The organism is Streptomyces sp. NBC_00237, from assembly GCF_026342435.1.
In the GTDB taxonomy this organism is placed as follows: Bacteria; Actinomycetota; Actinomycetes; order Streptomycetales; family Streptomycetaceae; genus Streptomyces.
The window spans coordinates 172,651-196,345 of the sequence record NZ_JAPEMT010000006.1 but is presented as its reverse complement, the minus strand read 5'-3'; the positions used below and the strand labels follow the sequence as shown (position 1 = coordinate 196,345).

The window sequence follows — 23,695 nt, the reverse complement described above, 5'->3', positions numbered from 1 at the left end:
CGACCGGAGGCACCCCTCCCGCGACACCCGCGGGCGGGGTCTGTCAGTGCTCGCAGGTAGATTCGGTTCTCAGGTGATGTGCCGCCCGCATACGGCACGGACCCCCGATGACTACGAACAGCAGGAGTGATTCGCGTGGATCGTGTCGCGCTGCGCGGCCTCAAGGCCCGTGGGCACCACGGCGTGTTCCCCAGGGAACGCGAAGAGGGCCAGACCTTCATCGTGGACCTCGTCCTCGGCCTGGACACCCGCCCCGCGGCGGCCGACGACGACCTGACGAAGACCGTCCACTACGGCGTGGTCGCCGAGGAGGTCGTGGAGGTCGTCCAGGGCGAGCCGGTCAATCTGATCGAGACGCTCGCCGAGCGGATCGCCCAGCAGTGCCTCAAGCACGACGGGGTCGACCAGGTCGAGGTGACGGTCCACAAGCCCGACGCCCCGATCACCGTCCCCTTCGACGACGTGACCATCACCATCACCCGGAGCCGTGTATGAAGCCCATGCAGAGCGACCCCACCGTCCAGCCGGTTCCCAGCTCGGTCACGGAGCAGGTCGACGCCGCCGACATCACCCTCTCCAACCCGAAGTGGGCCGTGATCGGCCTCGGCAGCAACCTCGGCAACCGCCTGGAGACCCTCCAGGGCGCGGTCGACCTCCTGGAGGACACCCCCGGCGTCCGCGTCAAAGCGGTCTCCCCGGTGTACGAGACGGAGCCGTGGGGCGTCGAGACCGGTTCCCAGCCCTCGTACTTCAACGCGGTGATCCGGGTGAAGACCACCCTGCCGCCGTCCTCGCTCCTGGAGCGCGGCCAGGCCATCGAGGAGGCGTTCGACCGCGTCCGCGAGGAGCGCTGGGGCCCCCGCACCATCGACGTCGACATCCTGTCGTACGCCGACGTCGTCTCCGACGACCCGGTCCTGACCCTCCCCCACCCCCGCGCCCACGAGCGCGGCTTCGTGCTGGCCCCCTGGCACGACGTGGACCCCGAGGGACAGGTCCCCGGCCGGGGCCCGGTCGCCGAGCTCCTCGCCGCCGTCTCCACCGAGGGCGTACAGGCCCGCGCCGACCTGGAACTCCGACTGCCCGAGTAGACGTTGTCCTCGTACGACACTGGTGCCGTACGGGCGCGCGTGGTCGTGCGCACACGTGTGACGAGATGACGGAAAGCGGAGCTTCGTGAAGCAACTACGGCTCGGAGTACTGATCGGCCTGTTCGCCGGGGCCTCCGTGGTGTCCTGGGCGGGCGCCCGGCTGTGGGCCTCGATCGACACGCTGCCCGGCGTGCCGGTCGCCGCGCCGATCGTGCTGGCCCTGATCGCCGCGGTCCTGCTGGCGACGGCCATCGCCCTGCGCTCCCGGCTCCGCGCCCAGCGCGAGCGCAGGCCGGGCGCGAAGGGCGTCGACCCGATGCTGGCGGCCCGCGCCGTCGTCTTCGGCCAGGCGAGCGCCCTGGTCGCCGCCCTCGTCGCCGGTCTGTACGGCGGCGTGGGCGTCCATCTGCTCACCGAGGCCCTCGACCTCCCGGCCCGCCGCGACCAGGCCCTGTACGCGGGCCTGGCGGTCCTGGCGGGTGCGGCGGTGGTCGCCGCGGCCTTCTTCCTGGAGCGCGTCCTGCGCCTCCCCGAGGACGACGAGGGGGCCCCGGCGGCCGACGCCGCCTGAGCCCCACTCGTACGACCGGACGAGCCGGCAGACGCCTCAGCGGGCGATGATCAGGCTCATCGCCTCGGCCCGCGTGGCCGGGTCGCGGAGCTGGCCGCGGACCGCCGAGGTGATGGTCTTCGCGCCCGGCTTGCGGACCCCGCGCATCGTCATGCACATGTGCTCGCACTCCACGACGACGATCACGCCGCGAGGCTCCAGGATCTCCATCAGCGAGTCCGCGACCTGCGTGGTCAGCCGCTCCTGCACCTGCGGGCGGCGCGCGAAGACGTCCACCAGCCGGGCCAGCTTCGACAGACCGGTGATCTTGCCGTCGCTCGACGGGATGTAGCCGACGTGCGCGACGCCGTGGAACGGCACCAGGTGGTGTTCGCAGGTCGACATGACCTCGATGTCCTTGACCAGGACCATCTCGTCGTGGCCCAGGTCGAAGGTCGTCGTCAGGACGTCCTCGGGCTTCTGCCACAGGCCCGCGTATATCTCCTTGTACGCCCGTGCCACCCGGCCCGGGGTCGCCCGCAGGCCCTCGCGGTCCGGGTCCTCCCCCACGGCGAAGAGGAGCTCGCGCACCGCGTTCTCGGCCCGCTTCTCGTCGAACTCGCCGACAGTGGCCTCGCCGTCCAGCGTCACCGGGTCGGTCATCAGTGCCTCGTTCCTGTGGTTCACCTGCGCATGCATACGGAAATGCCGCGACCCCCAGGCTAAAACCTGGGGGTCGCGGCATCCATTCCGGACCGGGTGTGACCCCGGGCACTCATGGGACTAGCTGTTCTCCGGGCGCTCCTCCGGGACCGCCTCGCCCTGCGCGGCGTCCTTGACCACCGAGGTGATCGCGGGCGTCGTGCCGTTGGCCGCACCGTTGGTGAGGGCCAGTTCCTTGGGCGAGAGCACCGGCGGACGCGTCGAGGGCGTCCGGCGGGACGAACCGGTCCACGCGGGGCGGGCCGGGCGCTTCACGATCGGCTGGAAGATCTCGGCGATCTGCTCCTTGTTCAGCGTCTCCTTCTCCAGGAGGGCCAGAACGAGGTTGTCGAGGACGTCGCGGTTCTCGACCAGGATCTCCCACGCCTCGTTGTGCGCGGTCTCGATGAGCTTCTTGACCTCTTCGTCGACGAGCGCGGCGACCTCTTCCGAGTAGTCGCGCTGGTGCGTCATGTCCCGGCCCAGGAAGGGCTCGGTGTTGTCGCCGCCGAACTTGATCGCGCCGAGGCGCTCGGTCATGCCGTACTGCGTGACCATCGCGCGGGCCGTACTGGTGGCCTTCTCGATGTCGTTCGCAGCGCCCGTCGTCGGGTCGTGGAAGACGAGCTCCTCCGCCGCACGCCCGCCCAGCATGTAACCCAGCTGGTCGAGCATCTCGTTGCGGGTGGTGGAGTACTTGTCCTCGTCCGGGAGCACCATGGTGTAACCCAGGGCCCGGCCGCGCGACAGGATCGTGATCTTGTGGACCGGGTCCGAGTTCGGGAGAGCCGCCGCGACCAGGGCGTGGCCGCCCTCGTGGTACGCGGTGATCTTCTTTTCCTTGTCGGACATGATCCGGGTCCGCTTCTGCGGGCCCGCCACGACACGGTCGATCGCCTCGTCGAGCATGTGGTTGTCGATCAGCTTCATGTTGCTGCGCGCGGTGAGCAGCGCGGCCTCGTTCAGCACGTTCGACAGGTCCGCACCGGTGAAGCCCGGCGTACGACGGGCGACTGCGCCCAGGTCGACGTCCGGGGCGACCGGCTTGCCCTTCTGGTGAACCTTGAGGATCTCCAGACGGCCCTGCATGTCCGGCCGGTCGACCGCGATCTGCCGGTCGAAGCGGCCCGGGCGCAGCAGCGCCGGGTCGAGGATGTCGGGGCGGTTCGTGGCGGCGATCAGGATGACGCCGCCCTTCACGTCGAAGCCGTCCATCTCGACGAGCAGCTGGTTGAGCGTCTGCTCGCGCTCGTCGTGACCGCCGCCCATGCCCGCACCGCGGTGGCGACCCACCGCGTCGATCTCGTCGACGAAGACGATCGCCGGGGCGTTCGCCTTGGCCTGCTCGAAGAGGTCACGGACACGCGAGGCGCCGACACCCACGAACATCTCGACGAAGTCGGAGCCCGAGATGGAGTAGAAGGGCACGCCCGCCTCACCCGCGACAGCACGCGCGAGGAGCGTCTTGCCGGTGCCGGGCGGGCCGTAGAGCAGCACACCCTTGGGGATCTTGGCGCCGACCGCCTGGAACTTCGCCGGCTCCTGCAGGAACTCCTTGATCTCGTGGAGTTCCTCGACCGCCTCGTCGGACCCGGCCACATCGGCGAAGGTCGTCTTCGGGGTGTCCTTGGTGATGAGCTTCGCCTTGGACTTCCCGAACTGCATGACCCGGGAGCCGCCGCCCTGCATCTGATTCATCAGGAACAGGAAGACGACGACGATCAGGACGAAGGGCAGGAGGGAGAGCAGGATCCCGACGAAGGCGTTCTGCTTGGTCGGGGTGACGGTGTAGCCCTTTTCGAGCTTGCCGTTCTCGTACTTCTGGTCGAGCTTCGCGGTGAGCTTGGAGCCCTGGTCCCCGATGTAGCTCGCCTGGATCTTGGAGCTGTCGTCGACCTTGAGGTCGCCCTTCAGCTCCAGCTTGATGATCTGTTCGTCACCAGTGGTCAGTTTGACCTGACGGGCCTGGTCCTTGTCGATCGCCTGGATGACCTTGCCGGTGTCGACCGTCTTGTAGCCGCCAGACGAGCCGACGACCTGCATCAGCACGACCACGGCGAGGACGGCCAGCACGATCCACATGACCGGCCCACGGAAGTATCGCTTCACGTCCATCCATACGGGGCGAACTGCGCCCCGTCCCTCCTGCCCGTAGGTAAATGCCGCTGAATAAAAGACTGTTCTTCGGACGGTACCCCAGCATTGTCACCCGCGACCGCAGGGGACGGCTGACAAACCTGCCTTCCCCTGCTCCAACGGCGGGAATTGCGCGAGGGTTCCCCAATATGGCCCTGAGGTGTCCCAGGGGCCCGTTCGCCCGGGGTGTACCCGGGTCTCAGCCCCCGTAGACGTGGGGCGCGAGAGTCCCGACGAAGGGGAGATTGCGGTACTTCTCGGCGTAATCCAGGCCGTATCCGACGACAAACTCATTCGGAATGTCGAAACCGACCCACTTCACGTCGATGGCGACCTTCGCGGCCTCCGGCTTGCGCAGCAGCGTGCACACGTTCAGGGAGGCCGGCTCGCGCGAGCCGAGGTTCGACAGCAGCCACGACAGCGTCAGGCCGGAGTCGATGATGTCCTCGACGATCAGGACGTGCTTGCCCTTGATGTCGGTGTCCAGGTCCTTGAGGATCCGGACCACGCCGGAGGACTGGGTGCCCGCGCCGTACGACGACACCGCCATCCAGTCCATGGTCAGCGGGGTGGACAGCGCACGCGCCAGGTCCGCCATCACCATCACGGCGCCCTTCAGCACCCCGACGATGAGCAGGTCCTTGCCCGCGTACTCCGCGTCGACCTCGGCGGCCAGCTCGGCCAGCTTCGCGTCGATCTCTTCCTTGGTGATGAGCACCGACTTGAGGTCGGTGCCCATGTCGTTCGCGTCCACCCGCATCACTTTCGTAGAACTTCGGCCCTGCCGAATCAGCCCTGCCGAATGACCAGTCTGCCACCCTGCCGCTGAGCCTCCACCCGGCCGGGGAGGTTGATGACCCCCTGCCCCCGCCATCCGGTGATCAGCCGGTCCACCTCCTCGATGTGCCGGGCGAAGAGTGATCCGGCGGGCGAGCCCACCTCGATGACGGCTTTACGGAGCACCCTGCGGCGCACCGCGGGCGGCAGCGCGTAGAGCTTGGCGCACTCCAGCCGCCCGGTGTCGTCCCGGACGGAACGGTCCGCCTCGGCGGCCCAGTGGTCGAGTGCGTCCGCGTCGTCGCGGGACAGCTGCGCCGTACGGGCGAGGGCCTCGACGACGCCCTTGCCGAGCGCCTTCTCCAGGGCGGGCAGCCCTTCCTGGCGCAGCCGGGAGCGGGTGTAGGCGGGGTCGGCGTTGTGCGGGTCGTCCCAGACGGGCAGGGACTGGACCATGCATGCCTTGCGGGCGGTCTGCCGGTCGAGCTGGAGGAAGGGTCGGCGGTAGCGCCCGGCCGCCCCCGAGACGGCCGCCATTCCGGACAGGGACCGGGTGCCCGAACCGCGGGCGAGGCCGAGGAGGACGGTCTCGGCCTGGTCGTCGCGGGTGTGCCCGAGGAGGACCGCCGCGGCTCCGTGCCGCTGGGCGGCGCCGTCGAGGGCGGCGTAGCGGGCGTCCCTGGCGGCGGCCTCCGGGCCTCCCGCCCGGCCGACGGTCACCGAGACGGCCTCGGCGGGGGTGAGGCCGAGGACGGTCATCCGGGCGACCACCTCGGCGGCCCGGGTGCCGGAGCCCGCCTGGAGGTTGTGGTCGACGGTGACGCCGCCCGCGCGGACGCCCAGCTTGGGCGCCTCGAAGGCGAGTGCGGAGGCGAGTGCCATGGAGTCGGCGCCGCCGGAGCAGGCGACGAGCACGAGCGGCGGGGCGGCCGACTCGCGCGGGTCTTGATGTGCACGGTGGTCGTTCATGACGTCGTGGAGTACGCGGCGGACCGCCAGGCGTATCGCCGCGACCGCAGGATGGGGACCCATGTCCGGTGCCCTTCGGTGGAGTTGGGGTGCCTCGGGAGGAGGACGCCTCTGTCACTGAGAGTGCGTAGATGGTGACAGAAACGAGCGGTTACCCGAGCATTGCACGCCTACCCAGCGCTTACGGTCCCTCAGATGGGTGATTTAGGGGGCGTTTCCCTTACCGTTCCTGCCGTCGCACGCACCGGTTTCACGCTTCTCCCTTACGGTGCACCCTCGCGACCCAGTCCGCCGGTTTGGCGATCTCCGCCTTGGTCGGGAGTGTGTTCGGAGAGGTCCAGATCCGGTTGAAGCCGTCCATCCCGACCTCTTCCACGACCGCGCGCACAAACCTTTCGCCGTCCTTGTACTGACGCAGCTTGGCGTCGAGACCGAGCAGCCTGCGCAGGGCGAGGTCGAGGCGGCTTGCGCCCTTCGCCCGGCGCTGCTGGAACTTCTCCCGGATCTCCGCGACGGACGGCACGACCTGCGGCCCCACCCCGTCCATGACGTAGTCCGCATGCCCTTCGAGCAGTGACATCACGGCGGTCAGCCTGCCGAGGATCTCGCGCTGCGCCGGGCTCTGCACCAGCTCGACGAGGCTGCGTCCGCCTTCGTCCTCCTCGCCTTCGGGGCGGCTCCCGGCGAAGGACTGCACGGCCTCCCTGACGCGCTCGAGCAGCGTCATCGGGTCGACGTCGGTCTCGCTCAGGAATGCCTGGATCTCGCCCTCCAGGTGGTCGCGCAGCCAGGGGACGGCGGTGAACTGCGTCCGGTGCGTCTCCTCGTGCAGGCACACCCAGAGCCGGAAGTCGTGCGGGTCGACTTCGAGTTCCCGCTCCACGTGGACGATGTTCGGCGCGACGAGCAGGAGCCGCCCTCCGCCGTTCTCACCGGAGGGCAGGTCCCGGGTGGCCGGGGCGAAGGTCTCGTACTGTCCGAGCACCCGCGACGAGAGGAACGACAGCAGCATCCCGACCTCGACGCCGGTCACCTTGCCGCCGACCGCACCGAGGACGGCACCGCCCGGGGTCGACCCGCGCCGCTCCTCCATCTTCTTCAGGAGCGGCTTGAGCAGCTCCCTGAAGCCCGCGACGTTGGCCTTCACCCAGCCGGTTCGGTCCACGACGAGGACGGGGGTGTCCTCGGGCTCGGCCCCCTCCGGGATCATCCGGGTGAACGCGCGGACGTGCTCCTCGGACGCCTTGGCGTGCCGGCGGAGCTCCGCGACGACCGCGCGGGCCTCCTCCCGGCTGATGTCCGGGCCCGGCCGTACGAGTCGGGTCGCGGTCGCCACCGCGAGCTTCCAGTCGACCATCCCTGATGAGGCTGCACCACCGAGGCTCGTCATACGTCAACCGTACGTTGTCGAGTGGGGCAGGGGGAGTTGATCGGCGGCCCCATCGAAGTGGAGGCAGAGCGTCCGGGCGAGGGCGCCCGGTGTTCGCCGATCAGCCCCCGGAGATCAGGGCGGAGGCCAGGCCGTCCAGGGCCTTCTGCGCCGGGTCCCGATCAGGAGTGTTCCCCGCCAGGAAGGCGAAGGCGACGAGCCGGCCGCCCCGGGTGACCGCCGTCCCGGCCAGCGTGTTCACCCCGGACAGGGTGCCGGTCTTGGCGCGCACCAGCCCCGGCCCCGCCGAGTCTCCCCCGTACCGCGTGCTCAGCGTCCCGCTGAAGCCCGCCACCGGCAGCCCCGTGAGTACGGAGCGCAGCTCCGGGTGTGCCGGGTCCGCCGCCCGCGCGAGCAGCCCCGTCAGGAGTGCCGCGGACACCTTGTCCGAGCGGTCGAGACCGCTGCCGTCCGCGAAGTGGGCGCCGTTCAGCAGGCCCTCCGCCGGAAGGTCCAGCTTGGCGAGCCGGTCGTACACCGCCTTGCCCGCCCCCGCGAAGCTGACCTCCTCGCCCGCCGCGAGCGCCGTCTGCCGGGCGAGGGCCTCGGCGATGTCGTTGTCGCTGTTGGTGAGGGTCCGCTCGACCAGGGCGGACAGCGGGGCCGAGAGCGCCTTGGCGACGGGTTCGGCGCCGCCGGGGGCCTGGGCCGACGCGGGCTCGCCCGTCACCTCGACGCCCACCGCGCGCAGCTCCGCCGCGAAGGTGCGCGCCGCGTCCCCCGCCGGGTCGGGGGTCCGGTCCCCCGTGCCGCTGTGCGAACCGTCCGTACGCCCCTCGTTCACCATCAGGGAGGTGACCCGGGCGACGTTCTCGTTGCCCTTGCCGATGGGGTGGATGTCGGGTCCCGCGTACAGGCTCGTGTCGTACGCGAGCGCCACGGGCCCCGCCCCCTTGTCGCGCAGGAAGCGGGCAGTGTCGGCCGCGAGGGTGCGCAGTCCGTCCTTCTCCAGGGTGGGGTCGCCGCCGCCCTTGAGGACGATCCGCCTGCCGTCGGGGGTGGCGAGGACGGTGGTGGCGATGCGGTGGTCGGGGCCCAGCGCCGCCAGGGCCGCGACCGCCGTGGCGATCTTGACCGTGGAGGCGGGCGTCAGCACCTCGCGCTCCCCACTCCCGTACAGCTGCTTGCCGGTGACGGCGTCCACGACGGAGGCGGACTGCACGGACCCGAGGGCGGCACTGTCGAGGAGCGGCGCGAGCACCTCTTTGAGGTGCTCGGAACCGTCACCTGTCGTGGCGGGTGCGCCGAGTGCGCTGAGGACGCCGCGGGCGCTCGGCGCGGGGGACGGTTCGGCCGGGTCCCGGCGCCCGGATGCGTGATGTGCGCCACCCGTACGGTCCCGGGCGACCGCCAGGTCCCGCTCGGCCTTACGCTGACCGGAGTCCCAGGGTCCCGCCACGGCCACGGCACCGGCCGCAAGTGCCAGTCCGGCGACGGCGGAGCCCGCCGTGAGCTGCCAGGTCTTGAGCTTGGGCACTGCGGACCAGCCCCTTTCGCGATCACACGTCTGCGTGAGGGACACTTAATCACTGCGTCTTGCGCGAGCACGGCACCCCGCGGGGCACATCCGACCCATTCGGCCGGGGCTCCGGGGGTCGGTTTCCTCCGGGGGGACGCAGATTTCCCAGAAACTGTGTTGATCATGGAGGAGCCACCCGTGGAGTTCGACGTCACCATCGAGATTCCGAAGGGTTCGCGGAACAAGTACGAGGTGGACCACGAGACCGGCCGGATCCGCCTGGACCGTCGACTCTTCACCTCGACCAGCTACCCCGCGGACTACGGCTTCGTCGAGAACACCCTCGGCGAGGACGGTGACCCGCTGGACGCGCTGGTCATCCTGGACGAGCCCACGTTCCCGGGCTGCGTCATCAAGTGCCGCGCCATCGGCATGTTCCGCATGACGGACGAGGCCGGCGGCGACGACAAGCTGCTGTGCGTCCCGGCTTCGGACCCGCGCGTGGAGCACCTGCGCGACATCCACCACGTGTCGGAGTTCGACCGCCTGGAGATCCAGCACTTCTTCGAGGTCTACAAGGACCTGGAGCCGGGCAAGTCGGTCGAGGGCGCCGACTGGGTCGGTCGCACCGAGGCGGAGGCCGAGATCGAGGCTTCGTACAAGCGCCTTGAGGCGCAGGGCGGCGCGCACTGAACTGCGCGCATGCGTTAAGCAGGTCCCGTGCGGCGGGCGGTTCCCTCCTCTTCGAGGTGGGGAGCCGCCCGTTTGCTTGTACGGGGCCGGAGGGGTGCGGCGGTACGGATGTGGGGGTAGGGGCCCCTGTGAACGTACGACGGTGGTGGGGCGGGCGGGGCGGCGGTAATGCCGTAGTCGTGGACATACTGGGCGGGCGGGAATGTCGGAGCCTGGAGCAGCGGGAGCGAGGCGAGTGGTGGCGGAGGCGCAGGGCGGCGGCAAGGGCCGACCCCGGAAGGGCCCCGAGAAGGGGCCCCGGGAGGAGGCGGCGACCGCGGAGGCCGAGGACCGCAAGCCGCAGTCGGACGAGGCACGCAGCGCCTTCCCGCCTCCGTCCGGGGTGAAGACCGCCGACTCCGCGAAGATCACCGACGCCACGAAAACCAGTGACGGCTCCACGAAGACCGTTAGCTCCACGAAGATCGCCGAAGCTCACCAGGCGGCCTCTCCTCTGGCCGCCCGCAACCCGTCCAGCGCCACGGCCGGGATCGGGGCCACGCAGGCCATTCCCGTGGTGTCCGTGGACGAGGACCAGTCGGTGACCTCGGAGTTCCAGCTCCCACAGGGCCTGAAGGCCGCTCCGCAGGTCGAGGAGGACCAGCCGACCTCGGAGTTCCAGCTCCCGCAGGGGCTGACGCCCGAAGCACCGCCCGTGCCGGAAGGTTCCGCCTTCGACGTCCCGAGGACGGCGGCGCAGAAACGTAACGGCAGCGGATTCGACGCCCCCAAGACCTACAGCGCCCGCCATTCTCCGCCCGCGTTCACGCCCGCGCACGGCATACCCATGATCAAGCTGACCAAGGAGGCCCCTTGGCAGGACCGGATGCGCACGCTGCTGCGCATGCCGGTCGGCGACCGCCCCGTGCCGGACAGCGTGCAGCGGCACGGCGAGGACGAGGATTCCGGGCCCGCCGTCCCCCGTGTGCTCGACCTGACCCTCCGCATCGGCGAGCTGCTGCTCGCGGGCGGCGAGGGCGCCGAGGACGTCGAGGCGGCCATGTTCGCGGTGTGCCGGGCCTACGGGCTCGACCGCTGCGAGCCGAACGTCACCTTCACCCTCCTCTCCATCTCGTACCAGCCCTCCCTGATCGACGACCCGGTCACGGCGAGCCGCACGGTCCGCCGTCGCGGCACCGACTACACCCGGCTGGCGGGCGTCTACCGGCTGATCGCGGACATCACCGCCGAGGACACCGACGTCACGCTGGAGGAGGCGTACCGCCGCCTCGCGGAGATCCGGCGAAACCGCCACCCGTACCCGGGCTGGGCGCTGACCGCCGCGAGCGGGCTGCTCGCGGGGTCCGCTTCCGTCCTCGTCGGCGGCGGGGTGCTCGTCTTCATCGCGGCGGCGCTCGGGGCGATCCTGGGCGACCGGCTGGCGTGGCTGTGCGCGGGGCGCGGGCTGCCGGAGTTCTACCAGTTCGTGGCGGCGGCGATGCCTCCGGCCGCGATGGGGGTGGCCCTGGCCTTCGTCCCCGAGAACGTGGTGAGCGGAATCCTGCCGTCCGCCGTGATCACCGGTGGGCTCTTCGCCCTGCTCCCCGGGCGGGCACTCGTCGCGGGCGTGCAGGACGGCCTGACCGGCTACTACATCACCGCGTCGGCGCGTCTGCTCGAAGTCATGTACTTCTTCATCGCGATCGTGCTGGGCGTGCTGATCGTGCTGTACGCGGGGGCGGGCCTGAACCCCAACCTCCACCCGGACGCGACGATGCACGTCCAGCCACGGCCGGTGGTCCAGATCCTGGCCTCGATCGTCCTGTGCTTCGCCTTCGCGATCCTGCTCCAGCAGGAGCGGAACACGGTGATCATGGTGGCTCTGAACGGCGGGGTCGCGTGGGTCGTCTTCGGCGCGATGAACACGACGGGCAAGATCTCCGCGGTCGCGGCGACGGCGGTGGCCGCGGGCCTCGTCGGCCTCTTCGGACAGCTCTTCTCGCGCTACCAGTACGCGTCGGCGCTGCCGTACGTGACGGCGGCGATCGGGCCGCTGCTGCCGGGTTCCGCGACGTACTACGGACTGCTGGGCATCGCCCAGAACGAGGTCAACACGGGGCTCGCCTCCCTGTCCAAGGCGGCTGCCATCGCGCTGGCGATCGCGATCGGGGTGAATCTGGGCGGGGAGATCTCCCGGCTGTTCCTGCGGATGCCCGGGGCTGGGCGGGAGGGGGGGACGCGGCGGGCGGCGAAGCGGACGAGGGGCTTCTAGGGGTACGGGGCTGCGTCGCGTGAGCGCTCCCTTTAGGGGCGCGGGGATGTGTCACTGTGCGGCTCCGCCGCGCGGGGCGCTCCCGGCTCCGCTGGGGCTTGCTCGGACGTGCCCCGTTAGGGGCGCGGGGCTGTGTCACTGTGCGGCTCCGCCGCGCGTGCGCTCCCGGCTCCGCTGGGGCTTGCGTGGACGTGCCCCGTTAGGGGCGCGGGGAACTGCGCGCCCAGCCCTCACGCACCCGCACGTGTGCGGGACAGCCGCGCGGCGAGCGCTTTAGGTGAAGGGGCGGGGAGGGGCAGCCCGCCGCAGGCGCACCCGGGTGCGGCGCACCCATGAGGCGAGGTAACAGCGGGCGGCACCGGGGTGGGCCCGGAGCGAGGGGGCCGCCCCCTTGCCCGCCCGTCCCGCCCCCGGGGGGCGGCCCCGCCGCCCAAGGAGGCTAGGCAAAGGCACCGGCGCCCAAGGGGGCTAGGCGGAGGATCCGCCGTCCAAGGGGGCTGGGCAAAGGCCCCGCCGCCCGAGGGGGCGAGGTGGAGGGGAGACCGAGGCGGGTGGGGGGAGGGGTCAGCGTTTGGCGTGGCGGCCGCGTTGGGGCGGATTGTTCGGGGGGTTCTGGGGCCGGAGGATCTGGGTGGCCTGGTCCTGCTCGGGCGCGCCGTACGGAGCACCGGGAGCCGGAGGGACGCTCGGGTACCCCGGAGCCGACGGAGCGTTCTCAGGAGCAGGAACAGGAGCGGGAGCAGGAGCGGGAGCAGAAGCGGGAGCGACCTCAGCCGGAGGGTTCTTCTTGGACTGGCTGCGCGCCTTCAGCACCTCGATCACGATCGGCACGACCGACAGCAGCACGATGCCGACCAGGATGAACTCGATGTGCTTGTGCACGAACGGAATGTTGCCGAGCGCCGCACCCAGCAGCGTCACACCGGCACCCCACAGCACACCACCGATGATGTTGTACGTGATGAACACGCGGTAGTTCATCTTGCTGACGCCGACGATGATCGGCGTGAACGTCCGTACGATCGGCACGAAGCGGGCCAGGATCAGCGCCTTCGGTCCGTGCTTCTCGAAGAACTCGTGCGCCTTCTGGACGTTCTCCTGTTTGAAGATCTTGGAGTCCGGTCGCCTGAACAGCGCCGGACCCACCTTCCGCCCGAACAGATACCCGACCTGGTCACCGAGGATCGCCGCCAGCACGATCAGCGTGCAGAGCAGCCACAACGGCATGTCCAATGAGCCGTGGGTGACCAGCAGGCCCGCCGTGAAGAGCAGCGAGTCGCCGGGCAGGAAGAAGCCGATCAGCAGCCCCGACTCGGCGAAGACGATGGCCAACAGGCCCCACGGCCCGAACGTATTGAGCAAATAGTCCGGGTCCAGCCAGCTCGGTCCGAGCGCAAGCGTATTCACGGGTTCCGGACTCCTGGGGGGATTGGCTGCGGGGGCTGGGCAAAAGTATCAACGCACGCGGGTACTTCCGGGTTCCCCCGGCCCTCCCAGGGTGCACTCTGCTCAGACCGGCGCAAAGCTCTCCGGTAGGAACCGGAGAGATCCGCAGGCAAGTCGGCTGGAAGAGGTGGGTGCGGTGGGCATGGAGGAGTTCGGCGGCGGACAGAGCGACAAGTCGGACATTCTTGTCGTGACGACGAATGACGTCCCCGGATACCGGGTGCAGCAGGTGATCGGCGAGGTCTTCGGCCTCACGGTCAGGTCCCGCCACCTGGGCAGCCAGATCGGCGCGGGCCTGAAATCGCTGGTGGGCGGCGAGCTGAAGGGCCTCACCAAGACGCTCGTGGAGACCCGCAACCAGGCCATGGAACGCCTCGTCGAACAGGCGCGGGTCCGCGGTGCGAACGCCGTCCTCATGATGCGGTTCGACGTCACGGAGGCCGCCGACGTGGGGACCGAGGTGTGTGCGTACGGCACCGCGGTCGTCATCAGCAAGGAGTAAGCAAGGAGTAACGGAAGTACGCAGGGGGCGGGCCCGGCACCGGACCCGCCCCCTGCGCCCCGTACGTCCCGCCTCCGACGCCTCAGACGCCTCAGACGTGCCGCAGCGCGTTCGCCAGCATCGCGTCCCGCATGTAGACGGCGAGACCGGGCCGGATGGCCTCGTACGTCGCGGTGAAGCGGGGGTCGGCGACGTACATCTCGCCCAAGGACGTGTGCATCTCGTAGCCGCACTCGTACTGGCTGCCGGAGATGAATCCGCGGTGCTCCTCGGCGACGTCCATGGCCCGGTCGTCGGTCGCCGGGACCCCTTCCGCGAGCAGAGCGGCCATCCTGCGGTGGATGGCGTCGAACTCCTCGGTGAACCGCTTCCAGTCCTCCTTGGTGAACGACGCCGTGCGGCGCTGCGACTCGCGCCAGGCGTCCGTGTTCCCCCAGCGCTGCTCGGCCTCCTCCGCGTACGCGTCGGGGTCGAAGTCCCCGAAGACCTCGAACTTCTCCTCGGGCGTGAGGTTGATGCCCATCTTCTGTGCCTCCATGGCGGTTTCGACGGCGGCGGCCATCTCCTGGAGTCGTTCGATCCGGTCGGTCAGCAGGGAGTGCTGACGCCGCAGGTGCTCCCGCGGATCCGTCGCCGGATCGTCCAGGAGGGACGCCACCTGGTCGAGAGGGAAGCCGAGCTCCCGGTAGAACAGGATCTGCTGCAACCGGTCGAGGTCCCCGTCGCTGTAGCGGCGGTGCCCCGCGTGGTTGCGCCCGCTCGGGGAGAGCAGGCCGATCGCGTCGTAGTGGTGCAGGGTGCGCACGGTCACTCCGGCGACTTCGGCGACCTTCCCCACGGGATGACTCATGCCTGCCCGCCGCCCTCTCTCTGAGGTGTCTTCCTCGGTACGCCCTCAGCCTGTGCCCTCACGCCACGTGAGGTGCAAGCCTGACACCGCATCCCGCGGGACGCCCGGAGGTTCCCCGGTCACTCGCCCAGTTCGTACGAGTTCTTGCCGTCCAGGGACTCGCGGATGATGTCGGCGTGGCCCGCGTGGCGGCCCATCTCGGTGATCAGGCGCAGCAGGACCCAGCGCAGCGAGACGTCCTCCTTGGGGAACCACGGGGCCTCGGGCAGCGAGAAGGTGGAGTTCAGGTCCGCGCTGCGGCTGAACTCGGCTCCCTTGGCGGCGACCTCGGCCCACTGCGCGAGCTTGGACTCGACCGTCTCGCCCTTCTCGGGGATCAGGCGGAAGCTCTCGTTCCAGTCGGCCTCGGTGCGCTCGACGGGCGGGATGTCGCAGCCCGCCAGGGCGAGCCAGTTCTGCTCGACCTCGGTGACGTGCTTGAGGAGCCCGGAGAGGGACAGCTCGCTGGCACTGGGGGTGGTGGCCGCCTGCTCGTCCGTGAGGCCGCCCAGGGCGTTGCGGATGCCCTTGCGCTGCTCCTCCAGGAAGGCGAGGAGGGTGGTGACCTCGTCGGTGCAGTTGTCGGCGCTGACATGCAGGACCATGGCGGGCCATCCTTCGGTGGGAGTCGCTGTGCGGTACGTGGACCACATTAGGAAGGCTTGCGGACAACTACTGTCCGCAAGTCACAGCGCCTGACACGTCGAAGCATCAGACACGTCGAAGCATCAGACACGTCGCAGCGTCAGAAGGGGAACTCCGAACGGCCGTGCTGCACGGAGATCCACTTCTGGGTGGTGAAGACGTCTACCGTCGACTCGCCGTTCATGCGCCCGAGCCCGGACGCCTTCTCGCCGCCGAAGGCGACCAGGGGGTCGTCCTGGATGGTGGAGTCGTTGATGTGCATCATGCCGGTCTCGATGCGCTGGGCGAAGCGCACACCGCGTTCCACGTTGCGGGTCATCACCGCGCCGCTCAGGCCGTACGGGCTGTCGTTGGCCATCCGTACGGCCTCCTCCTCGCCGTCGAAGGCCAGCAGCAGGGCGACGGGCCCGAAGATCTCCTGTTCCAGGATGGGCGAGCCCTCCGGGAGCCCCGCGAGGACCGTGGGTTCGACCAGGTTGCCGCGCGTAGCGCCCCGTACGAGAGCGGTGGCGCCCGCCGCGAGGGCCTGGTCGACCAGGCCGGTGAGGGCGTCGGCGTGGAAGGTGTTGATGACGGGGCCGAGCTGGGTGGCGGGGTCGGCCGGGTCGCCAGTGCGCAGACTCCGCACCCGGGCGACGAACTTCTCCGTGAACTCGGCCTCCACGGACCGGTCGACGAGGATCCGGTTGGCCGCCATGCAGACCTGGCCCTGGGAGACGAAACGGCTGAAGACGGCCGCGTCGACGGCGTAGTCGAGGTCCGCGTCGTCAAGGACGACCAGGGCGCTGTTGCCGCTGAGGGAGAGCACGGTGCGCTTGAAGCGGGCGGCGGCGACGGCGGCCACGTGGCGGCCGGTGCGGTCGGAGCCGGTGAAGGAGATCACCTTGGGGACGGGGTGCTCCAGGAGCGCGTCGCCTATCTCGGCTATGTCGGTGATCAGGACGTTCAGCAGTCCGGCGGGGAGCCCCGCCTCCTCGAAGAGGTGCGCGACGAGTCCGCCGCCGACGACGGGGGTGTTCTGGTTGGGCTTGATGACGACGGCGTTGCCGAGCGCCAGCGCAGGTGCTGCGGCCTTGATGCCGGTGAGGAAGGGGAAGTTGAAGGGGCTGATGACGCCGACGACACCGACGGGGAGCCGGTGGACGCGGTTCTCCTTGCCGGGGATCGGGGAGGCGAGGATGCGCCCCTCGGGAAGGGTCGCCAGCTGGGTGGCCTCGCGCAGGAACTCCTTCGCCAGGCCCACCTCGAACCGGGCCTTCACCAGGGTGCCGCCGACCTCCTCGGTGATCGCGGCGACGATCTCGTCCTCGCGCTCCTCCACCAGGCGCAGCACCCGTTCGACGACGTCTCTGCGCGCGTAGGCGTTCACGCCCGCCCACGCGCGCTGGGCGCGTTCGGCGGCACGGTAGGCGTCGTCCACCTCGGCGACGGACGCGACAGTGATCGCGGCGAGCTTCTCCCCGTTGTACGGGTTGAAGTCGATGATGTCCCACGAGCCGCTGCCGGTCCGCCACTCGCCGTCGATGTACTGGTGGGCCAGGTCGGTGAAGTAGGACATGTGATCCCTTAGCTCTGCTTCCGCTCCGTCGCGTCGCCGTGTGGTGCTCGGCTCCGTGGCGCCCCGGTGGCTCCGGTGCTCCTGGTGCTGTCGGTGTTCGCGCTGTTCTCCGTTCCCTCTGATGCTCAATGCGAGCCCGAGGTTGCGTCAACGGACATTCGGATCACAGCAGTTGAAGGAGTCCACGCAGGACGTCCCGGGTCTCGGAAGGGCTCGGGCAGTCGCCCTGGAGGCGGTCCATCACGCGTTCGTACTGGGCCACCTCCTCGCGCTTGTCCAGGTAGAGCGCGCTGGTCAGCTGCTCCAGGTAGACGAGGTCGGAGAGGTCGGACTCGGGGAAGCTCAGCAGGGTGAAGGCGCCGCTCTCGCCCGCGTGCCCGCCGAAGTTGAAGGGCATCACCTGGAGCGTGACGTTCTCCCGCTCGGAGATGTCGATGAGGTGCTGCAACTGCCCCCGCATGACGCTCCGGTCGCCGTACGGGCGGCGCAGCGCCGCCTCGTCGAGTACGGCGTGGAAGTGCGGGGAACGCTCGGCGACCAGGACCTTCTGCCGGTCGAGGCGGAGGGAGACCCTGCGGTCGACCTCGGCGGCCGTGGCGTTCGGGATGCCGCGCGAGACGACGGCGTGCGCGTACGCCTCGGTCTGGAGCAGGCCGTGCACGAACTGGACCTCGTAGATCCGGATCAGGGAGGCCGCGCCCTCCAGTCCGACGTACGTCTGGAACCAGCCCGGCAGGACGTCGCCGTAACTGTGCCACCAGCCCGCGAGGTTGGCCTCTCGCGCCAGCGCGAGCAACGACTCGCGCTCCGCCCCGTCCGTCACGCCGTAGAGCGTGAGGAGGTCCTCCACGTCCCTGGCCTTGAAGCTCACCCGTCCCAACTCCATGCGGCTGATCTTCGATTCGGATGCACGGATCGAGTAGCCGGCCGCCTCGCGGGTGATGCCGCGCGACTCGCGCAGGCGCCTGAGCTGTGAGCCCAGCAGGATGCGTCGGACCACCGATCCGCTCGACTCGCCTGCGGTCACCTCTCCGGCCCTCCCTCTCGTTCATCTCTGTGCGCGAGGCCCTCCCCCAAGGTCCCGAGAGCCGAAGTCTGCCACCAAAACGCTTCAGCCCGTACGCATTCGGTTACAGAAATGGCAATGCTATGAAAGTGGTCCGGGGAAGAAATGAGCAAGAAACGGCACGCTGTTGTCCAAGTCAGGCGCGTGCACGTGCATCTGCCCTTGCATCTGCCGTACGCATTCGGAACCATGGTCCGCGCGCACGTATGACCACCAGCGTTCGCCCCTCGCTTCCGTTCCCCCGTGGACGCCAGCGTTCGGCCGCCGCTGTTCGCCGCGACCGTGACAGTCGGGAGTGCCCGCATGGGGACGAATGGATCGACCATGCTTGTGCCGTTACGGCAGGGCCTTCCCCCCGTCGGACCCGACGACGCCTCCTCCTCGGCCTCGTGCGCGCTGCCCGCACGGTACGAAGCGGTGCGCGGAGCACGGAAGTTCACCCGCAGCACGCTGTGCCAGTGGAACCTGGAGAACCGCTTCGACGACGTCGCCCTGGTCGTCTCCGAACTCGTCACCAACGCGCTGCGGCACGCCCTCCCCGCGGACCCCCCGCGCGAGAACGAACCTCCGGTGCGGCTGCACCTGATGCACTGGAACGCGGGGCTGGTGTGTGCCGTGCGGGATCCCAGCCACGAAGGCCCCTCCGCGCGTGCGAGCGAGGACTTCTCGGCGGAGTCGGGGCGGGGGCTGTTCCTGGTGGACTCGTTCAGCGACAGCTGGGGCTGGCACCCTCTGGCGGGCACGCTGCACGGCAAGGTCGTGTGGGCGCTGTTCCAGCTGCGGGACGAGCGGGCCTAGGGACTCGGGGCCGTACGGCCCCCACAGCGCCGGGTCCGGCCCTCAGTTCCCGATGAGGTGGTCGAACTCGCCGTCCTTGATGCCGAGCAGCATCGCCTCTATCTCCGCCGGCGTGTAGACGAGCGCGGGCCCCTCGGGGTGCCGCGAATTGCGCACGGCAACGTTGCCACCGGGCAGTTTCGCGAACTCCACGCAGGTGCCCTGCGAGTTGCTGTGCCTGCTCTTCTGCCAGACCACCCCGTGAAGCTCTGTGGCCGCCATGCCGTTGTACGCGTGGTGCACAGGTCGCTCCCGGATGCGCTGGTGTCAACTACTGCCGAACTGTCAACTGACCCGGATCATAGCTTCGTTCATCTGCAGATGCATGGGCAGATGCACGTGCACGCGGGGTTGCCTCTTGACTACAGAAGCAGACGGCCGTAATAGCGATCTCCCTGTATGCACTTCCTCTGTAGACGCCCTGATAGCTTGACCCGTTCCTTCCGGCGGCCAATTGACCGCCGTACGAGCGCACATGGGGAGAACCGGAGTGCACAGTTACGTACGCACCGCCGCCGGAACGGCCGCTCTCGCAGCGGTGCTCCTGCTGACCGGTTGCAGCAGCGACAGTGGCAAGGGCGACGGCGCGACAGACAAGGGGAAGCCGACGGGCAGCGCGCCGAGCGCCGGCGCAAGCGCCACGGGAGGCGCCAGCACCCCGCCCGCGGGGGACGCCGGGGCCGGGTCCGTCGACGGCGAGTGGGCCGCCACCACCGACGGCAAGCTGGTCGCGCTGTCCGTGCACGACGGCATGGCGGGGATCGCGGGCGAGAACATCTGCTCGGGCACGGTGTCCCGCCAGGGGACCGTCACGCTGAGCCTCAAGTGCGCGAACGGCGACACCGCCCGCAGCAAGGGGACGGCGACCCCCGGTCCGGACGGCAAGACCCTCACGGTGAAGTGGGAGGGCAGCGGCATCGAGGACACGTTCACCAAGGCGCCCGCGAACGGGCTCCCCTCGGGCATCCCGACGGATCTGCCGAGCATGCCGAAGCTGCCGGGCTCCTGAGGTGTCCGGTGCTGAGGTGTCCGGTGCTGAGGTGTCCGGTGCTGAGGTGTCCGGTGCTGAGGTGTCCGGTGCTGAGGTGTCCGGTGCTGAGGTGTCCGGTGCACCTTCTTTGAGGTGCTCTCCGCCGTGCTCCACACGGAGGTGCTCCACGCGATGCCTCTACGCAGCAGTGCGGGCCGCGCTCCCCTGGGGGCGCGGCCCTTCGGCGTCCAGGGCGTGGGCGAGTTCGTCCAGCGCCTCAAGAAGGAGGCCCGCTCCCTTCCGTACGACCTTGTCGTCACCTGCGGCGTCCTGGGCGTCCCACGCGTCCAGGGCCGCCCGGAAGGCGTCCCAGCGCGGGGTGCGCCTCTCGCGCACCGCGCGGGCGGCGGCCTCGACGTCCGTACGGAGTGCCTCCGCGAGGGCGGCCGCCGCGGGTACCGGGGTGGTGTCGCGGGCCGGGAGGTGGGCCTCCATCAGCATGGCCACCCGGGCGAGCTGGGCCAGCGCGTGCGGGGCGTCGTCGGCGGCGGTGCGGGACAGGCCCCGGTGGCGTACGGGCTCGTTGGCGGCCCGCTCCAGGGCGTCCTGCCAGGCGACCCTGGCCTCCCGGGTGGCCAGCAGCGCTTCCCGTACGGCGTCACGAGGAGCGCCCGCCGGGTCGGCGTACCGCTGGAGGACGGCCGTCGCGTACCGCCCGTCGGCGATCAGCCAGTCGGCGAGGCGGGTGCGCAGGCGCGGGGTCTCCCAGGCCGGGTAGACGGCGTACGCGAGCATCGCCAGGAGTCCGCCAGCGAGGGTGAGCACCACGCGTTCGGGGACGGTCTGCGTCCACTGGAGGCCGCCCATGCCGAGGAGGAAGACGACGTACCCGGAGACGCACACCTGGGTGACGGCGTACCCGGTGCGCAGCAGCAGGAACATCAGGAACGCGCACCCCACGGCGAGCGCTGCGGACAGCCGGGTGTCCGGGTGTGTGAGTTGCACCAGCCCTGTCGCGAGGGCGACGCCCAGCAGGGTGCCGCCGAAGCGGGCCACCGCACGGGAGTACGTCTGGGAGAAGTCGGGCCGCATCACCATCACGGAGGCCATGGGCGCCCAGTAGCCGTGGCCGAGCGGCAGGGAGGCGCCGACGGCGTACCCGGTGGCGGCGACGACGGCGACCCGTACGGCGTGCCGGAACACCGGGGAGTCACGGCGCAGTTCCGCGCGCATGGCACGCAGGGCGACGGGGATCAGTCCGGGAACGGTGGGCCGGTGCAGGTGGTCGTGCGGGTCGGCACGGTGCTCGGGGCGGCGGGCGACCCGGCGGGCGGCACCGAGCGCGAGGCGGCGGGCGGTGCGGTAGGCGGTGTCCTCGGTGGGGCTGCGGTCGGGGGTGGTGCGCCCTGCGTCGGTGGTGCCGGTGCCCTGGGCGGTCTCGATGACGTCGCGCAGCAGGCTGATGAGGCGGGACTCGGCGCGCCTGGCGGGGCCGGTGAGCACCGCACCCTCCTTGGGCACGGCGAGCACCGCCCTGGCCGCGGGCGACATGGTGACGGGCTCGCCGTGCCGCACGGCGCGGGCGGCGGCGTCGAGGGTGGACCCGGCGGCGGCGAGCAGTTCCCTCACCCGGGCGCGCTGCTCGCCCTCGGCGGGGACGCCGAGGGCCGGGTCGGCGAGGGAGGCGAGGACGGGGCGGATACGTTCCGCCAGGCCGCGCGCACCGTGCAGTTCGGCGGGGCGGCGGCGGGCCTGCCGGGGGGTGATCGCGGCGGCGCTGCGGGCGTTCATGAGGGGCTCGGGGTCGAACGGCGCGACGGGGTCGTGCCGCAGCCTGCGTGCGTAGTCGGCCTCGGCGGCCAGGGCGTCGGCGAGGGCGTCCCGCTGGGCGCCCCACCTCCGTACCGGGAAGAGCACGATGAGCACCGCCTGGACGATCCCGCCGACCATGATCATTCCGGCGTGCTGGGCGGCGGCCCCGACCGACGTCGGCAGGGTGACCGTGACCAGCATGATGGCGACGTTGGAACTGGCGATCATGCCCGCCGTCGGGCCGACGGCCCAGGTCAGCCCCGCCAGAAAGGTCCATACGGCCAGGAGGCTGACGAACAGGGCCGGGTGAGCGCCGGTCAGGTACCCCACGAAGGTCGTGACGGCGAGGCTGGCGCCCGAGGCGAGGGCGAGGACGGGCCGGGTGCGCCAGGACCGCTGGAAGGTCGCGAGGGCCGCCTGGAAGGCTCCGAAGGCGGAGCTGGCGGCGACGGCAGGGCCGAACAGGTACAGGGCGGCACCGACGACGAGGGCCAGCCCGACGGCGGCCCGGACGGCGACGAGGGGGTCGAGGCGCTGTCGTTCGACTTTGAGTCCGGAGCGGGCGGTGTGCTTCAGGGCGTGGAGCCAGCTCATAGTCTCCGACAGTAGCTGGTCAGGGGGTTTCGCCGAGGTGTGCGGGGCTCCCCTGGAGGGGGAGGCGGGAGCCCCGCAGGGGCTCGGGCGTCACGTGGCGTTGAGCGCGACCGTCGGGTGGAGGCGGGAGGCGCGGACGGCTGGGTAGAGGCCCGCGAGCACTCCGATGAGGAGGGTCGCGGCCAGGCCGCCCGCGAGGGACCAGGGCGGGACCACCGCCATCCACCCCTGCACCCGCGCGAAGCCGTACGTCGCCAGCGCCCCGAGCACCGCCCCCGTCGCACCCCCCAGCGCGGACAGCAGCAGCGACTCCGTCAGGAACTGAATCCGGATGTCGCCCCTCGTCGCCCCCAGTGACCTCCGCAGCCCGATCTCCTGCCGCCTCTCCAGTACCGAGATCACCATGGTGTTGGCGACCCCCACCCCGCCGACCAGCAGCGCCACCGCACCGAGCCCCAGCATCAGCGTCGTCAGCCCCTTGTCCGTGGCGGCCTTGGCCGCCAACGCGTCGGAGGGCCGGGAGACCCTGACGCCCGTTCCGTCGCCGGGGCTGATGGTGCGGGCCAGGATCGCCCGTACGTCTTCGACCGACGCGTCCGTGGACCGCTCGAAGACCGTGGTGGGGTGGCCGTCGAAGCCGAAGTGGCGTTCGGCGGCGGGGAAGCCGACCAGGGCGACGCGGTCCAGGTTGGGGACGAGCTCGATCGGTTCGAGGATGCCGACGACGACCACGCGCAGGTCGCCCATCATGATCGTCTCGCCGGGGCGGGTGACTCCGATCCGCTCGGCGGCCACCGAACCGAGGACCGTCACCGGCAGGCGCTCGTTGGCCGTGTTCAGCCACACCCCCCGGGCGACCCTGCCCCCGAGGGTGCTCAGGAGGTCCGTACGGGCCGCCTGAGTGGTGACACCGGCGGTGCGCTCCTTCGGCACCACGTCACTGCGCCGGATACGGGTGTCGACCTCGCCCGTGGCGGTGGCGTGCTGCACCGGGCCGATGCGCTCGACCATGGCGACGGCGGTCTTGGGCAGCTTGACGGGCTTGCCTCCGAGGTCCTCCCCCGCGCTGGCGGTCAGCAGATTCGTGCCGAGGCGGTCGAGCTGGGCCATCAGATCGGCGCGGCTCGACTCGGAGAGCCCGACGACCGCGACCATCGTCGCGATGCCGATGGCGATGCCGAGCGCGGAGAGCACCACGCGCGTGCGACGCGCGCGCAGGCCGACCGCGCCGACGCGCAGGACGTCACGGGGCGACAGCCGGGACGGCTTCAGATCGCGCTTCGGGTCGCGCTTGGGGGCGCTCTTCTGGCCGTGCTTCG

At 70.5% G+C, this 23,695-nt stretch carries 22 protein-coding genes; 8 read left to right on the top strand and 14 right to left on the bottom strand.

The window, feature by feature from the left end; all coding sequences use genetic code 11:
• Positions 1 to 135: 135 nt before the first annotated feature.
• The 3 genes from folB to OG897_RS39090 all read left to right on the top strand — a co-directional run bounded on the left by folB (position 136) and on the right by OG897_RS39090 (position 1,662).
• Complete coding sequence (gene folB, locus OG897_RS39100) at positions 136 to 495, top strand: dihydroneopterin aldolase (protein WP_266664918.1); 360 nt, start codon at positions 136 to 138, stop codon at positions 493 to 495.
• Positions 492 to 1,091: a 2-amino-4-hydroxy-6-hydroxymethyldihydropteridine diphosphokinase gene (gene folK, locus OG897_RS39095; RefSeq protein WP_266664916.1), complete on the top strand. Its 600-nt coding sequence runs from the start codon at positions 492 to 494 to the stop codon at positions 1,089 to 1,091. Before folB ends, folK begins: the two co-directional genes overlap by 4 nt.
• Before the next feature lie 85 nt (positions 1,092 to 1,176).
• A complete protein-coding gene (locus tag OG897_RS39090) occupies positions 1,177 to 1,662 on the top strand; it encodes a DUF3180 domain-containing protein (RefSeq protein WP_266664914.1) in 486 nt (161 codons plus the stop codon).
• Between the two features lie 36 nt (positions 1,663 to 1,698).
• Here the strand turns inward: OG897_RS39090 and folE are convergent, their stop codons facing one another.
• From folE to dacB, 6 genes are all read right to left on the bottom strand, one after another.
• Positions 1,699 to 2,304, bottom strand: coding sequence for a GTP cyclohydrolase I FolE (folE, locus tag OG897_RS39085; protein WP_266665054.1), 606 nt, complete (start codon positions 2,302 to 2,304; stop codon positions 1,699 to 1,701).
• A gap of 120 nt (positions 2,305 to 2,424) precedes the next feature.
• Positions 2,425 to 4,458, bottom strand: coding sequence for an ATP-dependent zinc metalloprotease FtsH (ftsH, locus tag OG897_RS39080; protein WP_266664912.1), 2,034 nt, complete (start codon positions 4,456 to 4,458; stop codon positions 2,425 to 2,427).
• Between the two features lie 220 nt (positions 4,459 to 4,678).
• Positions 4,679 to 5,239 carry a hypoxanthine phosphoribosyltransferase gene (gene hpt, locus OG897_RS39075; protein ID WP_266664910.1) on the bottom strand — a complete coding sequence of 187 codons (561 nt, stop codon included), beginning with the start codon at positions 5,237 to 5,239 and terminating at the stop codon, positions 4,679 to 4,681.
• A gap of 29 nt (positions 5,240 to 5,268) precedes the next feature.
• Positions 5,269 to 6,288 carry a tRNA lysidine(34) synthetase TilS gene (gene tilS, locus OG897_RS39070; RefSeq protein WP_266664908.1) on the bottom strand — a complete coding sequence of 340 codons (1,020 nt, stop codon included), beginning with the start codon at positions 6,286 to 6,288 and terminating at the stop codon, positions 5,269 to 5,271.
• Positions 6,289 to 6,475: 187 nt separating this feature from the next.
• Entirely contained in the window at positions 6,476 to 7,615 is a 1,140-nt protein-coding gene (locus tag OG897_RS39065) for a zinc-dependent metalloprotease (RefSeq protein WP_266664906.1), read from the bottom strand.
• Between the two features lie 100 nt (positions 7,616 to 7,715).
• Positions 7,716 to 9,131 (bottom strand): D-alanyl-D-alanine carboxypeptidase/D-alanyl-D-alanine-endopeptidase, encoded by a 1,416-nt coding sequence (dacB, locus tag OG897_RS39060; protein WP_266664904.1) that lies wholly within the window; start codon positions 9,129 to 9,131, stop codon positions 7,716 to 7,718.
• Between the two features lie 180 nt (positions 9,132 to 9,311).
• Here dacB and OG897_RS39055 point away from each other — a divergent pair, with 180 nt between their 5' ends.
• Both OG897_RS39055 and OG897_RS39050 read left to right on the top strand, forming a co-directional pair.
• Positions 9,312 to 9,806, top strand: a complete 495-nt coding sequence (locus OG897_RS39055) for an inorganic diphosphatase (RefSeq protein ID WP_185034151.1) — start codon at positions 9,312 to 9,314, stop codon at positions 9,804 to 9,806.
• A gap of 580 nt (positions 9,807 to 10,386) precedes the next feature.
• Positions 10,387 to 12,057, top strand: a complete 1,671-nt coding sequence (locus OG897_RS39050; RefSeq protein ID WP_266665051.1) for a threonine/serine exporter ThrE family protein — start codon at positions 10,387 to 10,389, stop codon at positions 12,055 to 12,057.
• Between the two features lie 564 nt (positions 12,058 to 12,621).
• On the opposite strand, the gene OG897_RS39045 is transcribed toward OG897_RS39050, so the two are convergent.
• Positions 12,622 to 13,464: a DedA family protein gene (locus OG897_RS39045; RefSeq protein WP_266664902.1), complete on the bottom strand. Its 843-nt coding sequence runs from the start codon at positions 13,462 to 13,464 to the stop codon at positions 12,622 to 12,624.
• Positions 13,465 to 13,639: 175 nt separating this feature from the next.
• Here OG897_RS39045 and OG897_RS39040 point away from each other — a divergent pair, with 175 nt between their 5' ends.
• On the top strand, positions 13,640 to 14,005 hold the full coding sequence (locus OG897_RS39040) for a YbjQ family protein (protein ID WP_266664900.1): 366 nt from the start codon (positions 13,640 to 13,642) through the stop codon (positions 14,003 to 14,005).
• A gap of 91 nt (positions 14,006 to 14,096) precedes the next feature.
• Here the strand turns inward: OG897_RS39040 and OG897_RS39035 are convergent, their stop codons facing one another.
• The 4 genes from OG897_RS39035 to OG897_RS39020 form a co-directional block, all read right to left on the bottom strand.
• Positions 14,097 to 14,855, bottom strand: coding sequence for a MerR family transcriptional regulator (locus tag OG897_RS39035; RefSeq protein WP_266664898.1), 759 nt, complete (start codon positions 14,853 to 14,855; stop codon positions 14,097 to 14,099).
• Positions 14,856 to 14,974: 119 nt separating this feature from the next.
• Entirely contained in the window at positions 14,975 to 15,499 is a 525-nt protein-coding gene (locus OG897_RS39030) for a DinB family protein (protein ID WP_266664896.1), read from the bottom strand.
• A 140-nt stretch (positions 15,500 to 15,639) separates the two neighbouring features.
• Positions 15,640 to 17,097 carry an aldehyde dehydrogenase family protein gene (locus tag OG897_RS39025; protein ID WP_266664894.1) on the bottom strand — a complete coding sequence of 486 codons (1,458 nt, stop codon included), beginning with the start codon at positions 17,095 to 17,097 and terminating at the stop codon, positions 15,640 to 15,642.
• 163 nt (positions 17,098 to 17,260) lie between these two features.
• On the bottom strand, positions 17,261 to 18,124 hold the full coding sequence (locus tag OG897_RS39020; protein ID WP_266664893.1) for a helix-turn-helix transcriptional regulator: 864 nt from the start codon (positions 18,122 to 18,124) through the stop codon (positions 17,261 to 17,263).
• 342 nt (positions 18,125 to 18,466) lie between these two features.
• Here OG897_RS39020 and OG897_RS39015 point away from each other — a divergent pair, with 342 nt between their 5' ends.
• Positions 18,467 to 18,961, top strand: coding sequence for an ATP-binding protein (locus OG897_RS39015; RefSeq protein WP_266664892.1), 495 nt, complete (start codon positions 18,467 to 18,469; stop codon positions 18,959 to 18,961).
• A 42-nt stretch (positions 18,962 to 19,003) separates the two neighbouring features.
• Here the strand turns inward: OG897_RS39015 and OG897_RS39010 are convergent, their stop codons facing one another.
• Positions 19,004 to 19,243 (bottom strand): DUF397 domain-containing protein, encoded by a 240-nt coding sequence (locus OG897_RS39010; protein ID WP_189826919.1) that lies wholly within the window; start codon positions 19,241 to 19,243, stop codon positions 19,004 to 19,006.
• A gap of 247 nt (positions 19,244 to 19,490) precedes the next feature.
• Here OG897_RS39010 and OG897_RS39005 point away from each other — a divergent pair, with 247 nt between their 5' ends.
• Entirely contained in the window at positions 19,491 to 20,009 is a 519-nt protein-coding gene (locus tag OG897_RS39005; protein ID WP_266664889.1) for a hypothetical protein, read from the top strand.
• Between the two features lie 159 nt (positions 20,010 to 20,168).
• Here OG897_RS39005 and OG897_RS39000 read toward each other — a convergent pair whose 3' ends face one another.
• Positions 20,169 to 22,376 carry an FUSC family protein gene (locus OG897_RS39000; RefSeq protein ID WP_266664887.1) on the bottom strand — a complete coding sequence of 736 codons (2,208 nt, stop codon included), beginning with the start codon at positions 22,374 to 22,376 and terminating at the stop codon, positions 20,169 to 20,171.
• A 90-nt stretch (positions 22,377 to 22,466) separates the two neighbouring features.
• On the bottom strand, positions 22,467 to 23,648 hold the full coding sequence (locus OG897_RS38995) for an ABC transporter permease (protein ID WP_266665049.1): 1,182 nt from the start codon (positions 23,646 to 23,648) through the stop codon (positions 22,467 to 22,469).
• Between the last annotated feature and the right edge of the window lie 47 nt (positions 23,649 to 23,695).